This is a genomic window from Xanthomonas hortorum (assembly GCF_024339125.1).
GTDB lineage: Bacteria > Pseudomonadota > Gammaproteobacteria > Xanthomonadales > Xanthomonadaceae > Xanthomonas > Xanthomonas hortorum.
On the sequence record NZ_CP101417.1, the window covers coordinates 1025965 to 1040043 of the forward strand.

The window sequence follows — 14079 nt, forward strand, 5'->3', positions numbered from 1 at the left end:
GACAGGAGTTCGTCATGCGCCTGAAACTGTTTTCGAGCAGCCGCAGTCAGATCGCTCCAGAACCGCTCAGCCCCGCCTCGACCACTACTACAAAGAACCTTGAGACGACCACGCAGCATCTGCTGTCTCAAGGGCACAAGCGCAGCAAACCGCAGGGCACGGCGAAAACGTCTACCCAAGCCCTTCTTGCGTCCGCGCGCAAATCATTCGAGTCCTTGCGCAAGCAGCTGCCGTCAATGCACATGAATTCCTCAGCGCTACGGCCAACGCGCACCTCAGCTGCGCCCAGGCCTTACGTGACGCAGGTGGCCACGCCAGCTCGCCCACCGCAAAGGCATGGCGCGCAGCCCGTTGTCGATGCACACCGGCAGCAGCCTGCTCCACAGGCCACCGGGCCGGCGCGCGTCAAAGGGCCCGAACCACAGCGGACTGCCCCGATACCGCGGCCAGCTCCGATCAGGCAGGCACCTATCCCGATAGTTTCTCCGCCACTGGCGACATCGCCGGTCATGCCCGGACCCGGGCATGTGCAGCAGGCACAGCAGCGGCAACCTCGCACCGAACACGGATTGCAAGGACCCATTTCCAACGCAAGGCATCGCGAAACCCCGCAGCAGCCGAAGCCGCGACACAACGCGGGGAGTGCGCGATCTGTGCCGCCTGCAGTAGAGCCAGCGTCGTCGACAGTGGCCTCTCCGCGCGCGCACATGGAACGGCAACCCTCGCTACGCCGCTTGACTCAGGATTTTGCGGAGATCAACAAACGCTACAACGAGATCAGCAAACAGCTGTTTGTTGAGGATCGCGATGCAACGCCAGCAGAAGAGCAGGTGATAGAGCAGCGTTATGCGCTGCTCGCCAAGCGCAATGAAGTCCGCGACAGCGAGCTCAATGCACTGTTGGCCGCACTCGCACCGATGCAAGACATCTCTGCACCACACGCCACGACCGGCGCGATACCGCAGTTTGCCAGGGAACATAATCAGCGCGAGTTGAAATCGCTTGAGAAAGAACTCCAGTTTGTTGACCAAGAGGTGCTGAAAAAATATTACACGCGCGCAGCGCGGCGCCTAGACAGTCTGGAGGAAAGCGGCGCACCGCCTGCTAAGATGCGCCAACTGAAGCGCATGATGCAGGGTTACCAGAACATGCTTGCCCTGAAGGAAGCGGGGAAAGTGCAACTGGCATCTTCCAACAACGTGCGCCCTGATAAGAGGCAGCATCCGCAGCATACCGTGCCAACACCACAGCTCGTACCGGTCGCACCCACACTATCGCAAGGCCGCGTTCCTCAGCTCGAAACATTATTGGCCGCGCTCGCACCAGTTGAAGACATTCCTGCACCGAAACCCATCACTCTTCCCTTCAACAGCGCCAATTCATGGGTCAAAGACAACGCAGTCGCGGTGAACTTCAACAGCGCCAAGTTATGGGAGTTCATCAATAAAAACATCGATGGAGATATGTTAAAGAAGAATTATGCGCTCGCCGAGCGGTACCTGGAGTCCCTTGAAGAAGGCGCCATGCCCTCCCCCGGGATAGCGCGTCTTCGACGCATGATGCAGGGCTACAAGAATCTGGTTTCTCTGAAGAATATCACCGAGCAAACAGACAACCATCTGCATAAAATTGGAGCGCCGCGACAGATGTCATTGATGCCAACCACAGCGCAAGAGCGTAAGCGGTCCTACGACATAGAACGTAACGATCATCAAGAGGCAATCGACAATGGTTATTTGTGAGAGTCGAAACTCGGCACGCCCCTGCAGCCACGCGGTCAGCGCAGATGCCGCCAGCAATAGGCGCCCATGTGGTTTGCATCCTGCACGCCACGAAAGGTTTTGCACAGCGTGTAGCCGATGACATACGGTCTGCCGGCGGGCTGACTTTGGCAGTATGACCAAGTCGCTTCAACGCTCCCAATGCGGAAACGGATCATCCAGCAGCTGCCATTGCGCCGGGCCCTGGCGCAGTTCGTGATCGCTGAGCAGGCACGCGTCCAGCGCAGCGCGCGTGCCCGGCGCATCCATGTCCACGCCGATCACCGCCAGCTCCTGGCGGCGGTCGCCCCATAGCGGATGCCATAGCCGCTGCATCGCGGCGTATTCGCGGGCATCGCCTACTTCGTGCAATTGCGGCAAGGGCGCAGTCCAGCAGTCGGCCTGCTGACGTTGCCAGCCGATGTCGGTGTACGGCAGCGGAGTGATGCTGGTCTGCAGCGGCTCGCCGATCGCGTGTGCATCCACGCGATGGCGTGCGGCAAACCAGAAGCCAGCGGCGTTGGTTTGGGTGGCACCGCCCACGCTGGACAACTCGCCCACCCAATCCATCCGGCTGGCCAGCCAGAAAAAGCCCTTGCTGCGAATCACCTGCGGCAGACCGCTTTGCACCATGCGCGCGAAGCGCTGCGGATGGAAAGGCCGGCGCGCGCGGTACACGAAACTGCTGATGCCGTATTCCTCGGTCTCCGGCGTGTGCTGGCCGCGCAGTTCCTGCATCCAGCCCGGCGCCAGTTGCGCGCGGGTGAAATCGAAGCGCCCGGTGTCGAGCAAGGTACGCAGCGGCACCTCGCCATGCGTGGCGTCCACAATCGCCGCCTCGCGATTGAGCGCACGCAATACCGCGCGCAGCCGCATCAGTTGCTGCGCATCGATACGGTCGCATTTGCTGATCACCAGCACATCGGCGAACTCCACCTGTTCGCCCAGCAACTGCACCAGCCCGCGCGTATCGTCCGGGCCGGCTTGCTGGCCAAGTTCGGCCAGCGTGGCGGCCGAGCCGAAATCCTGCAGAAAGCGGCTGCCGTCCACCACCGTCACCATGGTGTCGAGCCGCGCGATATCCGACAGGCTGAAGCCATCGGCATCGCGCACCGCGAAGGTGGCCGCCACCGGCATCGGCTCGGCGATGCCGGTCGATTCGATCAACAGATAGTCGTAGCGCTTCTGCTCGGCCAGCCGCCGCACTTCCTGCAACAGGTCGTCGCGCAGCGTGCAGCAGATGCAGCCATTGCTGAATTCCACCAGCGTCTCTTCGGTGCGTCGCAAGGCCGCGCCGCCGTCGCGCACCAGCTGCGCGTCGATGTTGACCTCGCTCATGTCGTTGACGATCACCGCCACGCGCAGGCCGTCGCGGTTATGCAGGATGCGGTTGAGCAAGGTGGTCTTGCCGGCACCGAGGAAGCCGGACAGCACGGTGACGGGAAGACGTGAATCGCGCTTGGGGGACAGGGACATCCTGAGAGCCTGGCTGGAGTGAAGTGTTACTATATAACACTTACTCGACAGGACATGCTCCATGCGCGTTACCGCTTCTGTGCTGGATCGCTCGGCCATCGCGCTGTCCAGCCTGTGTCTGCTGCACTGTCTGGCCCTGCCGCTGCTGGCCGCCGCACTCCCGCTGCTAGGCGCCTGGAGCCGGGCCGAATGGGTGCATGTGGTGTTCGCCACCGCCGCCGTGCCGCTCAGCGGCTACGCGCTGTGGAGCAGCCATCGCCGACACGCACTGCCCGCGCCGGTGTGGGCATTGGCAGCATTCGGACTGGCCGGCCTGGTGCTCGGCGCAAGCGGGGTGGCCGGCGGCACGCTGGAAACCCCGATCACGGTGACCGGCAGCATGCTGCTGGCCAGCACGCATCTGGTCAATCTGCGGCTACGTCGCCGCGCGGGGCATTGCGCGAGCTAGGTGCAAGCCCCGCGCGCGCTCGCGGCCTGCTTTTTTCCATGGCAGCGCAGCAGCGCGCGAAAACACGTTGCAGACAGCACGTATCGCGCACGCGCCTGCATCGGGATTCGAACGCCAGCTTGCGCTACAGCGAAAAGCCCAGCAGCACCGGGTCGTGGTCGGAACTGCGCCACGGACCGGCCAGGTTGCGCTTGGCGTAGCCGGCATCGTCCATGACATCGGCGTTGATATGCCATTCCACCGCGCCGCGCAGCTGCTTGGCCATCGCCGGGCTTAGCAAGGCGTGGTCCAGCCGGCCGCTCATACCATCGTAGACGTAGCTGTAAGGCTGCTTCACTCCGGCCACCGCGAACGCATCCTGCCAGCCGCTGGCGCGCAGGCTGCGCATCGGGCTCTCCATGGCGTAGGCGTTGAAGTCGCCCAGCAGCACGGCAAGTTTGGTCTGCGCGCCGGTGGGGTCGGTCTGCAGCCACTGGTGCAGGCGCTTGGCCGACTCGGTGCGGGTGGCGTTCCAGCAAGCCTGGCCGTCGCGCTGGTCGACATCGGCGCCGCTGGCGGTGCCGCACCCCTTGGACTTGAAGTGGTTGGCAACCACCACGAAGGTCGCGCCGCGGGTGCTGCGAAACGCCTGCGCCAACGGCACACGGCTGTGGCTGTCGAACGGCCCGCCGGTCAAAGTGGCCGGCTTGCCGACCGGGGTGACCTGGGTGCTGCGATAGACGATGCCAACCCGGATCGCGTCATCACCCGGGCCGCTGCCGGTGTCGACGAACTGCCAGTCCTTGTCATTGCCGGCAGCGTTGAGCGCAGCCACCAGTTGCGCCACTGCGGCATCGGCGCCGTTGCCGTCGTTTTCCAGCTCCATCAACGCGGCTACGTCGGCGCGCAACGGCACGATGGTGGACACCAGCTTGGCCAGCTGCGCCTGGAACTGCTCATGCGTGCGCGCACCGCGCTTGGTCGGAAACCCGCCGCCTCGGCCATTGCCGTTGAAGAAGTTCTCTAGGTTGAACGAGGCAATGCGCAGATCGCCGCCGACCTGCGGCGCTACCGCAGTCGGCATCGCCGGCAGCGTCAGCGGATTCAGCACCTGGATGCGGTAGTTGCCGTCGTAGCGCTGGTCGACGATGCCATCCACCGACTTGAGCAGGCTGCCGGTGCGCAACACCGCATCTGCCGGCAGATAGGCCACCGTCTTGGGGCTGCGGCCATTGCGTGCATCGTCCAGCAGCACCCGGCGGCGTGTGTTCTCCGCCTCCAGCTGCGTGAAAGCCGCAGTGCCGGTCGCGGCCACTTCGCTCGGCTGCCACAAGCGCCCACCGAAGGCGGCGACCAGCTCGCCATAAGTCTCCAGGCGATCGCTGCCGTTGAGCGTCAACGCAGCAATGCGCACATGCTCGCCTTCGAGCGCTTCCCAGTTGGCCGGCGGCCCGCTGAGCATACGCACCGGTACCGGCTGGCCGCTGGCGAGCCGCTCGATGCTGCTGGCATCCACCGTGGTCAGGCTCGCCTCGCCGCCTGCCGACACTTCGCGCACCGTGCCGATGACGCGCACGCGATCACCCACTGCCACCTCGGCATCGCCGGTGCCGGTGACGAACAGGCCGTGCGAGCGCCGCGGCTCAAACCCGGGCTGCTGCACGAACAGGCCGGCAAGGCCGATGCGGGTATCGGCAGTGACGATACCTTCGACCTCCACCACGCGGCCGTCGTAAGGGCTACGCGTGTCTTCGCCCTGCACATCGGCAATCGACAGACGTTGCGGCGCGCCATCGGCGGCACTGCCCAGCAGCGGAGCCAGCAGACCGATCACACCGAGCACAACAAGCGAGCAACGCGACATCGACACACTCCAAAAAGACGTAGACCAAAATGCAAGCGCCGCCCGGAAGGCGGCGCATGAGCGGCTGAGCGTTGCAACAGGCTAACAAACCGCTGCGAACTGCGACCAGATGGTGCGTGGAGGCGCTTGTTTGAGGCGCCTACTTTAGATTGCCCAGCATCCAATCGACCGTGGCACGGACCTGTTCTTCGGTCAGCGCCGGGTTGCCGCCTTTGGCCGGCATGATGCCGCCGTCCGGGCCGGTGTAGCCCTCGATCGCGTGCTTGTACAAGGTGTCCTTGCCCTGGGCGATGCGCGCGTCCCAATGCGAGTGATCCAGCGTCGGCGCCTTGCCTACGCCGGTGGTATGGCAGGCGGTGCACAGATTGTCGAAGATGGTCTTGCCGTCGGTGCTGCCGCCATAGGCGGACTGCGAGGAGGCCTTGGCCAGTGCTGCTGCCTGAGCCGCCGCTTGTGCGGACGCGCCGGTGGTGCCGGCATACACCGCACCGGCCGGGGCGATGCGTTGCTGCACGCGTTTGGCCGCAGTGGGCGAGACTTCGTCGGGAATGGCGCGTTGCAAATAGGCTGCCAGGGCGATCAGGCCCAGGGTGATCACTACCAGTAGTCCGATCACCATCGAGAATTTTTTCAGGAACTCGAGGTCGTAATTCCGCACGCGCTCACCCCTGGCTGTTGGTCGAAGACCTCTGCTAGCGCCGGAGTATAGAGCACAGTTCGCGCCAGTCTGGCCACTGTGCATGACAGTTATCGCCGCGATGCGTCCTGCAGCTTGGCGGGCTGTACGTCTTGTGCGCAGGCACCTGGCGTGCCGCCGGCAAATTGCCGCGATGCCGCATGACGGGGCCGCTTGGCACTACCCCCTCCGCGGCCGAACCCGCTTGCCCGCGTGATGACCAGGCGCTGGTCGAACCCCGCAGGTGCCGGATGGCGCGTTGGTCTCGTTTCGTGGAATTGCGTATCATTCCCATCAACCCACGGTGACGCGGTTCTCGCCTCGCCTGGTCCCGCTTACGAGGAGTCGCCGCGATGAAGTCCTTTCTGCTGTCCTGCCTGGCCTTGGCCAGCATCAGTCTGTCTGCCCAGGCCCATGAAATCTGGATCGAGCGCGACGGCAGCGGCCCGGTGCGGATCTTCTTCGGCGAGCCGGCGCAGGAAACACTCGACCACGGCGAAGACGAGATCAAGCGCGTGGTCAAGCCGACCGTGTTCGGCACGGCCGGCAAGGCCGGTGCGTTGCAGCGCGGCAGCGAGTTCCTCAGCGCGCCGCTGTCCGGCACCGGCGATGCCTGGCTGAGCGACGACAGCGTATTCGAGCCGTGGAAGGGCGAAGCCGGCGGTTTCGAGACGGTGAGCTACTACGCCCGCGCCGGCCGCGCCACGCCCTCGGCCAAGCTCGATTTCGAACTGGTGCCCACTGCCGCCAACAGCAACACGCTGACCGTGCTCTATCGCAACAAGCCGCTGCCCAAGGTCGAGGTGACGGTGATCGACCCGCAGAAGTGGCAGAAGACGCTGACCTCCGATGCCAAGGGCCAGGTGACCTTGCCCAAGCTGCGCGCCGGCCGCCACATCCTGGTCGCCACCAACAAGGAGCCGGTGAAGCGCGAGATCGCCGGCAAGCAGGTGGCGATGATCCACCACATCAGCACGTTGACCTTCCTGGCCGAGTAAGTCGGCCGCACATGCAGCACAGCTGATGTCTACCGCACCGCCCCTGTCGCTTCCCTGGTTCAGGCGCCCCTGGCTGGGCGTGCTTGCGCGCACGCTGGCCGCGATCTTTGGCGGCTATGCATTGGCCAGCGCCACCAATCTGTTGCTGGCGCTGGTGTTGCCGATGCCGCCCAGCGAAGCGGTGCTGACCAGCATGCTGGTCGGCATCGTGGTGTGCGCGTGCGCGCCGCTATGGGCCTTTGCCACTGCCAGCGTGTGGCGGGCGTGGGCCGGCATCGCGGTGCCGGCGGCGCTGATGTTCGCGCTGGCCGCATGGCTGCAACGGAGCGTGGCATGAAGCAGGGATTCCGCCAGTCGATGGCGTGGCTGCACACCTGGACCGGCCTGCTGGTCGGCTGGGTGTTGCTGCTGATCTTCATGGGCGGCACGGCGAGTTATTACCGCGACGAAATCAGCCGCTGGATGCGCCCGGAACTGCCCACCACCACGGTGAGCAACGCGACCGCGCTGCGCAGCGCCGAACAGTATCTGCAAGCGCATGCGGCCGATGCGCAGAGCTGGAACATCACCTTGCCTGACACGCGCAATCCGGTGGTGAGCATGTACTGGCAAAATCCTGCGCCAGCCGATGGCAAACCCGCCAGCCGCCGCGAGATGTATGGCAACGCCATCATCGACCCGGCCACCAGCAAGGAGATCGCCGCACGCGACACGCTGGGCGGCGACTTCTTCTATCGGCTGCATTTCGATCTGCATTATCTGCCGGTGCTGTGGTCGCGCTATATCGTGGGTTTCTGCGCGATGTTCATGCTGGTGGCGATCATCAGCGGGGTGATCACGCACAAGAAGATCTTCAAGGATTTCTTCACCTTTCGCCCGGGTAAGGGCCTGCGCTCGTGGCTGGATTTCCACAATGTCAGCGCGGTGACCGCGTTGCCGTACCACGCGATGATCACCTACACCGGCATCGTGACCTTGATGTTCATGTACCTGCCGTGGGGCATCAAGGCGCAGTACCCCGACAACGAAATGCGTTTCTACGAAGAATCCGCCAACCGGGTTGCCGATACGCGCAAAGCATCGGGCACACCGGCGCGCATGCTGCCGCTGGAACAGTTCGTGGCGCGTGCGCGCAGCGACTGGCGCGGTGGCGAGATCGGCAACGTGGCGGTGTCGCTTCCCAACGATGCGCATGCCGCGGTCGGCGTGACTCAGGTGGCCGGCAGTCTCTCGACCGATGCGCCGTCCATTCTGTTCGATGCGATCAACGGCCAGAGCCTGCAGCGTAGCGGCGCGCCAGGCGGTGCCAGCCAGACGCGCGGCACGATGGTGGGCCTGCATATCGCCCACTTTGCCGGGCCATGGATGCGCGCACTGTTCTTTGGCTCTGGGTTGCTCGGTTGTTTGATGGTGGCCAGCGGTGTGGTGATGTGGGCGGTGAAAGAACGCCCCAAACATCTCAAAGCCGGGCGCATCGGCTTCGGGCTGCGTCTGGTGGATGCGCTCAACATCGGCACGGTCGCCGGCTTGCCGATCGCCTTTGCCAGTTTCTTCTGGGCCAACCGATTGCTACCGGTGACGCTGGAAGCGCGCGCAGCGATGGAGGCCAATCTGTTTTTCGCCGCCTGGGCCACCGCATTGCTGGCCGCGTTCGTCTGGCCACGGCGCGCGATGTGGAGTTGGCAGTTGTATCTGGGCGCGGCGTTGTTTGCGCTGGTGCCGGTGGTCAACGCGATCACCACCGATGTGCATCTGGGCGTGACGTTACCGGCCGGGCAATGGGGGCTGGCCGGTGTCGATCTGGTGTGCCTGTTCCTTGGCATGTGTCTGGGGATCGCAGGTTGGCGTTTGCAGCATTGGAAGGCCCCGCAATCGGCATCTGCGCGACGCGCGCGCGCCACTGCGCCTGCGCCTGCTCAGAACAGCGTGCCGATGCAGGAAAGCGCATGAATGTATTGCTCTTGCTGGCACTGAATTTTTCGGGATTCGCTGCGTTATGCCTGGCGATGGACAAGCATCAGCAGGACGTGCGTGGCCGCATGCTGGGCGCTGCGCGCTCGCGGCAATTGCGGGCGCTGGGTTGGCTGCTGTTGCTGCTCACCTTTGGCCTGGCGGTGCACGCGCAGGGCTGGGGCATCGGTTCGGTGTTGTGGATTGGTACCTTGACCGGTGCTGCGGCGTTGCTGTCGCTGTGGTTGCTGCCGTATCGGCGTGGATTGATTCTGCCGACGGCAGTGGCCGCGCCGGTGCTGGCCGGTGTGGTGCAGCTGTTGGTTGGTTGAAAATTCGAGCGTGGCGTCATGCATCGCGCGCGCAAGCCGTTACACCACAACCGACGGATCGCCCCAACTCCGCCCGTCGCGCGGCAGGCGGCCGTCGTCGAGCACATGTAGCACTTGCTCAGGCTGCAATATGTCCAGGAACAGCACCACATTGATGCCCTCCGGCAGCGCCATGCTGGGAAAGATCACGCCCGGAATCCCTGCCTCGCGCAGCATGTCGCCGAGCACCCAGCTCACCGGTTCGATCTTGTTGACCAAGGCCTTGCGCCAGTCCTCGATCCAATCGGCCCAGAGCGGATCCCAGCTTGCATCGAGCAAGCGCAGATCGGCCAGCGCGGGCAGATCGGCGGCGTAACTGACCAACGTAAACGGCGGTAGAAACGGCGCGGCCTGCGCGTATTCGGCGGCAGCGGTTTCCAGTTGCTGCGAGAGATACAAGGCGGGTTGACCGAAACGATTGAAGCGCCCACCCGAGCGCGCGGCACCGGCGCCGCTCAGCGGTTCGGCGGCCCAGCGCGGGGTGAAGGCGCGATACAGCGTGCAGTGCGCCGGGGCGCTCAGCTTCAACCGGCAGCCCCGGCTTCAACGGTGCGCAGATAGGTCAATGCATCGTCGGTGCGGCCCTGTTTGACCACCTCCAGCAAGGTGGCGAATTCGAATGCGGGGATCGGGGTGTTCTTGAGGTGGAACACCACCTGACGTTCGTCCGGCTGGACTTGCGCCATCGCCACCAGCAAGCGCGACAGGTTGCGCAGCAGGTCCTGCACGCGCGGGCTTTCCGGGTGCACGCGCAGGCTGTTGCGATGCACGCCGGCCAGTTCGGCCAGCTCCTGTTGCGACAGATCCAGCAAACCGGCCATCGCAGAGGGCGACAGGATGGTGCGATCCGGCACGCGCAGGCGTTCGGTCAGGGCCAGGGGATTGAGGACGGCGACCATCGCGCGACTCCAGCAAGGGATTTGCACAGTATACGCACAGTCAGGTGCATCAATGAAGCACAGCTGGTGTGTGGTCAGTGCACTGTCAGCTGGCCGGCTGCCGCGCACCCACCGCGCGCAAGCAGAAGCCGCAGATCGCTTCGACCAGTTGCTCGCCCTGTTGCGGGTCGCCGCGGCTGGGGGCAACCGGGCCCACCAAGGCCTCGGTAAAGGCGCCGACGATGCAGGCCGCCGCTGCGTCCAGCGATTGCTGCGGGAACTCGCCTGCGGCCACGCCTTCGGCGAGCAACTGGCGGAACACCTCGCCAAACAGGCGCCGGCCGCGGATGCGCTCGGCATCCACTTCGCTTTCCACCGGCTCGGCGATGAACGCGTAGGCCAACGCAGGGCCGGCCAGCGCACGCCGCACAAAGGTGGCAATGGCGTTACGCAGGCGCTCGGCGGCACTGGCCTGGGTGGTGGCGATGGTACGCAGGATGGTCATCTCGCGCTGCACGGCTTCGTTGAGAACTTCCACGAAAAGCTCGGCTTTCGAAGGGAAATGTCGGTAAATCTGCCCGGTCGAGACGCTGGCTGCGGCGGCGACGGCGGTCACCGGCGCATTGCGGTAGCCGCCTTCGGCGATCAGGGCGCGGGCTGCGTGCAGGATGCGTTCGCGGTTGCCGGCCAGGCGTTCTTCCATCAGGGCGGAGCGTCGATAAGCCATGGTGTGATTCTGGGTTCAATAGTTGAATTTTAGTTCACTTTTTCACTGCGGACCGCTAGGCTGCGCACAAACGCCGTGCGGCCTGCCCGCTCCCACCCGGCACACCCCGATCCTTGCGGAGTCGCTCCATGCACGTGCCGTCCTTGAACTTCGCGCTTGGCGAAGAAATCGATCTGCTGCGCGAAAGCGTGGCGGCCTTTGCCAGCCACCATATTGCCCCGCTCGCGGCCGCTGCCGATCAGGACAATGTTTTCCCCGCGCAGCTGTGGCGTCTGTTCGGCGAGCAGGGCCTGCTCGGGTTGACCGTGGAAGAAGACTACGGCGGCAGCGGCATGGGCTATCTGGCGCATGTAGTGGCGATGGAAGAAATTTCGCGGGCCGGCGGCGCGATCGGGCTGTCCTACGGCGCGCACTCCAACCTGTGCCTCAACCAGCTGCGCAAGAACGCCACGCCCGAGCAGAAGCAGCGCTACCTGCCCAAGCTGTGCACCGGCGAGCACGTCGGCGCGCTGGCGATGAGCGAGGCCGGCTCCGGCTCGGACGTGGTGTCGATGAAGCTGCGTGCCGACGCGCGCGGCGACCGCTTCGTGCTCAACGGCAACAAGATGTGGATCACCAACGGCCCGGACGCCGATGTGCTGGTGGTGTACGCCAAGACCGATCCGGCCGCCGGTGCACGCGGCATCACCGCCTTCATCGTCGAAAAGGGCATGCCTGGCTTTTCGACCGCGCAAAAACTCGACAAGCTCGGCATGCGCGGCTCCAACACCTGCGAATTGGTGTTCACAGATTGCGAAGTGCCGGCCGAGAACGTGCTGGGCACCCTCAACGGCGGCGTGCGCGTGCTGATGTCCGGATTGGATTTCGAACGTGTGGTGTTGGCCGGTGGCCCGTTGGGATTGATGGCCGCTGCGATGGACGTGGTGCTGCCCTACGTGCACGAGCGCAAGCAGTTCGGCGAGCCGATCGGTACCTTCCAGTTGATGCAGGCCAAGCTGGCCGATATGTACGTCGGGCTCAACGCCTGCCGCGCGTACGTGTATGCAGTGGCGCGCGCCTGCGATGCCGGGCAGACCACGCGCCAGGACGCGGCCGGCGCGATTCTCTACGCGGCTGAAAAAGCGACCTGGCTCACCGGCCAGGCGATCCAGGTATTGGGCGGCAACGGCTACATCAACGACTATCCCACCGGGCGCCTGTGGCGCGATGCCAAGCTGTATGAAATCGGTGCAGGCACTTCGGAGATCCGACGCATGTTGATCGGCCGCGAGTTGTTCGAACGCACCGCCTGACGGAGCCATCATGAGCGTGATCACCAGCCAGCTGCAGATCAGTAGCGAGAGCTTCCAACACAACGCTGCCGCACTGCGCGCAGTGATCGAGGATCTGCGCAGCACGCTGGCGCAGACTGCGCTAGGCGGCAGCGAAGCCGCGCGCGCCAAGCACACCGCCCGCGGCAAATTGCTGGTGCGCGAGCGCATCGATGCTTTGCTGGATCCGGGCAGCGCCTTGCTGGAAATCGCGCCGCTGGCCGCGCACGGCATGTACGACGATCAAGTGCCCTGCGCTGGCGTGGTGGCCGGCATCGGGCGTGTGTCCGGGGTGGAATGCGTGATCGTGGCCAACGATGCCACCGTCAAGGGCGGCACCTACTACCCGATGACGGTGAAGAAGCATCTGCGTGCGCAGGAAATCGCGCAGCAGAACCGCTTGCCGTGCATCTATCTGGTCGACTCCGGCGGTGCATTTTTGCCGCTGCAGGACGAAGTGTTTCCCGACCGCGATCACTTCGGGCGCATCTTCTACAACCAGGCCAATCTGTCGGCCAACGGCATCCCGCAGATCGCCTGCGTGATGGGCTCCTGCACTGCCGGCGGTGCCTACGTGCCGGCGATGAGCGATGAGACGGTGATCGTGCGCGAGCAAGGCACGATCTTTCTCGGCGGCCCACCGCTGGTCAAGGCGGCCACCGGCGAAGAGGTCAGTGCCGAAGAACTTGGCGGTGCGGACGTGCATACGCGCATCTCCGGTGTGGCCGATCACTTTGCCGACAACGATCTGCAGGCCCTGGCGCGCGTGCGCGCCATCATCGCGCAACTCAATTGGCGCAAGCCGGCAGCAACATTGGCACTGCGTGCGCCGCCGCCGCCGCGCTACGCCGCCGACGAACTGTACGGCGTGATTCCCGCCGATACGCGCAAGCCCTTCGATGTGCGCGAGGTGATCGCCCGTATCGTCGACGACTCGCAGCTGGACGAATTCAAGCCACGTTACGGCAGCACCCTGGTCACCGGCTTTGCGCATCTGCATGGTTACCCGGTCGGCATCATCGCCAACAACGGCATCCTGTTTTCCGAGTCGGCGCTCAAGGGCGCGCACTTCATCGAGTTGTGCACGCAGCGCGGCATTCCGCTGGTGTTTTTGCAGAACATCACCGGCTTTATGGTCGGGCGCAAATACGAGCACGGCGGCATTGCCAAAGACGGCGCAAAGCTGGTGATGGCGGTGGCCTGCGCCAAGGTGCCCAAGTTCACCGTGGTGATCGGCGGCTCGTTCGGTGCCGGCAATTACGGCATGTGCGGCCGGGCGTACTCGCCAAACTTCCTGTGGATGTGGCCGAATGCACGTATTGGCGTGATGGGCGGCGAGCAGGCCGCCAGCGTGCTGGCCACGGTCCGCCGCGACGGGATCGAGGCCAAGGGTGGGGCCTGGTCGGGTGAAGAAGAAGAGACGTTCAAGGCGCCGATCCGGGCACAGTTCGAGCAGCAGGGACATCCGTATTACGCCAGTGCGCGGTTGTGGGACGACGGCATCATCGACCCGGCCGATACCCGTCGTGTGCTTGGGCTGGGCTTGTCGGCTGCGTTGAATGCACCGATCGAAACGACACGCTTCGGCGTGTTCCGGATGTGAGGCGGTAAACAAATCGTTTTTTCATCGCAGTCCCCGCCG

Annotated in this window: 14 protein-coding genes; 8 read left to right on the top strand and 6 right to left on the bottom strand. The window is 64.5% G+C overall.

From position 1 onward, the window contains the following. The first annotated feature begins 14 nt into the window (after positions 1 to 14). A complete protein-coding gene (locus tag NMB96_RS04295; RefSeq protein WP_183086611.1) occupies positions 15 to 1742 on the top strand; it encodes a hypothetical protein in 1728 nt (575 codons plus the stop codon). 168 nt (positions 1743 to 1910) lie between these two features. Here the strand turns inward: NMB96_RS04295 and NMB96_RS04300 are convergent, their stop codons facing one another. Further along, positions 1911 to 3236 carry a GTP-binding protein gene (locus tag NMB96_RS04300; RefSeq protein WP_023902191.1) on the bottom strand — a complete coding sequence of 442 codons (1326 nt, stop codon included), beginning with the start codon at positions 3234 to 3236 and terminating at the stop codon, positions 1911 to 1913. A 61-nt stretch (positions 3237 to 3297) separates the two neighbouring features. Between NMB96_RS04300 and NMB96_RS04305 the strand changes: the two genes are divergently transcribed. Then, a complete protein-coding gene (locus NMB96_RS04305; RefSeq protein WP_023902190.1) occupies positions 3298 to 3684 on the top strand; it encodes a MerC domain-containing protein in 387 nt (128 codons plus the stop codon). 124 nt (positions 3685 to 3808) lie between these two features. On the opposite strand, the gene NMB96_RS04310 is transcribed toward NMB96_RS04305, so the two are convergent. Continuing rightward, positions 3809 to 5527: an ExeM/NucH family extracellular endonuclease gene (locus NMB96_RS04310; RefSeq protein ID WP_255086349.1), complete on the bottom strand. Its 1719-nt coding sequence runs from the start codon at positions 5525 to 5527 to the stop codon at positions 3809 to 3811. A 139-nt stretch (positions 5528 to 5666) separates the two neighbouring features. Beyond that, entirely contained in the window at positions 5667 to 6185 is a 519-nt protein-coding gene (locus tag NMB96_RS04315; protein ID WP_074058609.1) for a c-type cytochrome, read from the bottom strand. Between the two features lie 371 nt (positions 6186 to 6556). Here NMB96_RS04315 and NMB96_RS04320 point away from each other — a divergent pair, with 371 nt between their 5' ends. From NMB96_RS04320 to NMB96_RS04335, 4 genes are read left to right on the top strand one after another with little or no spacing between them, the layout of a single operon-like run. Next, entirely contained in the window at positions 6557 to 7201 is a 645-nt protein-coding gene (locus tag NMB96_RS04320; RefSeq protein WP_255086350.1) for a DUF4198 domain-containing protein, read from the top strand. A 25-nt stretch (positions 7202 to 7226) separates the two neighbouring features. Next, entirely contained in the window at positions 7227 to 7538 is a 312-nt protein-coding gene (locus NMB96_RS04325; protein WP_128417191.1) for a DUF3649 domain-containing protein, read from the top strand. Then, on the top strand, positions 7535 to 9151 hold the full coding sequence (locus tag NMB96_RS04330) for a PepSY-associated TM helix domain-containing protein (protein WP_255086351.1): 1617 nt from the start codon (positions 7535 to 7537) through the stop codon (positions 9149 to 9151). Before NMB96_RS04325 ends, NMB96_RS04330 begins: the two co-directional genes overlap by 4 nt. Continuing rightward, a complete protein-coding gene (locus NMB96_RS04335) occupies positions 9148 to 9483 on the top strand; it encodes a DUF3325 domain-containing protein (protein ID WP_255086352.1) in 336 nt (111 codons plus the stop codon). The genes NMB96_RS04330 and NMB96_RS04335 overlap by 4 nt, the downstream gene beginning before the upstream one ends. A 39-nt stretch (positions 9484 to 9522) precedes the next feature. Here the strand turns inward: NMB96_RS04335 and NMB96_RS04340 are convergent, their stop codons facing one another. The 3 genes from NMB96_RS04340 to NMB96_RS04350 all read right to left on the bottom strand — a co-directional run bounded on the left by NMB96_RS04340 (position 9523) and on the right by NMB96_RS04350 (position 11127). Further along, positions 9523 to 10050: an RES family NAD+ phosphorylase gene (locus NMB96_RS04340; RefSeq protein WP_255086353.1), complete on the bottom strand. Its 528-nt coding sequence runs from the start codon at positions 10048 to 10050 to the stop codon at positions 9523 to 9525. Next, positions 10047 to 10421 carry a hypothetical protein gene (locus NMB96_RS04345; protein ID WP_006450089.1) on the bottom strand — a complete coding sequence of 125 codons (375 nt, stop codon included), beginning with the start codon at positions 10419 to 10421 and terminating at the stop codon, positions 10047 to 10049. Before NMB96_RS04345 ends, NMB96_RS04340 begins: the two co-directional genes overlap by 4 nt. 85 nt (positions 10422 to 10506) lie before the next feature. Beyond that, positions 10507 to 11127 carry a TetR/AcrR family transcriptional regulator gene (locus NMB96_RS04350; RefSeq protein ID WP_255086354.1) on the bottom strand — a complete coding sequence of 207 codons (621 nt, stop codon included), beginning with the start codon at positions 11125 to 11127 and terminating at the stop codon, positions 10507 to 10509. Between the two features lie 128 nt (positions 11128 to 11255). Here NMB96_RS04350 and NMB96_RS04355 point away from each other — a divergent pair, with 128 nt between their 5' ends. Together NMB96_RS04355 and NMB96_RS04360 are read left to right on the top strand one after the other, a co-directional pair. Next, entirely contained in the window at positions 11256 to 12419 is a 1164-nt protein-coding gene (locus NMB96_RS04355; protein WP_006450091.1) for an isovaleryl-CoA dehydrogenase, read from the top strand. 10 nt (positions 12420 to 12429) lie between these two features. Then, positions 12430 to 14040 carry a carboxyl transferase domain-containing protein gene (locus NMB96_RS04360; protein ID WP_255086356.1) on the top strand — a complete coding sequence of 537 codons (1611 nt, stop codon included), beginning with the start codon at positions 12430 to 12432 and terminating at the stop codon, positions 14038 to 14040. Positions 14041 to 14079 lie beyond the last annotated feature (39 nt).

Coding starts and splice junctions, on each gene's coding strand:
- NMB96_RS04295 (WP_183086611.1), top strand. CDS start 15: ATGCGCCTGAAACTGTTTTCGAGCAGCCGCAGTCAGATCGCTCCAGAA.
- NMB96_RS04300 (WP_023902191.1), bottom strand. CDS start 3,236: ATGTCCCTGTCCCCCAAGCGCGATTCACGTCTTCCCGTCACCGTGCTG.
- NMB96_RS04305 (WP_023902190.1), top strand. CDS start 3,298: ATGCGCGTTACCGCTTCTGTGCTGGATCGCTCGGCCATCGCGCTGTCC.
- NMB96_RS04310 (WP_255086349.1), bottom strand. CDS start 5,527: ATGTCGCGTTGCTCGCTTGTTGTGCTCGGTGTGATCGGTCTGCTGGCT.
- NMB96_RS04320 (WP_255086350.1), top strand. CDS start 6,557: ATGAAGTCCTTTCTGCTGTCCTGCCTGGCCTTGGCCAGCATCAGTCTG.
- NMB96_RS04325 (WP_128417191.1), top strand. CDS start 7,227: ATGTCTACCGCACCGCCCCTGTCGCTTCCCTGGTTCAGGCGCCCCTGG.
- NMB96_RS04330 (WP_255086351.1), top strand. CDS start 7,535: ATGAAGCAGGGATTCCGCCAGTCGATGGCGTGGCTGCACACCTGGACC.
- NMB96_RS04335 (WP_255086352.1), top strand. CDS start 9,148: ATGAATGTATTGCTCTTGCTGGCACTGAATTTTTCGGGATTCGCTGCG.
- NMB96_RS04345 (WP_006450089.1), bottom strand. CDS start 10,421: ATGGTCGCCGTCCTCAATCCCCTGGCCCTGACCGAACGCCTGCGCGTG.
- NMB96_RS04350 (WP_255086354.1), bottom strand. CDS start 11,127: ATGGCTTATCGACGCTCCGCCCTGATGGAAGAACGCCTGGCCGGCAAC.
- NMB96_RS04355 (WP_006450091.1), top strand. CDS start 11,256: ATGCACGTGCCGTCCTTGAACTTCGCGCTTGGCGAAGAAATCGATCTG.
- NMB96_RS04360 (WP_255086356.1), top strand. CDS start 12,430: ATGAGCGTGATCACCAGCCAGCTGCAGATCAGTAGCGAGAGCTTCCAA.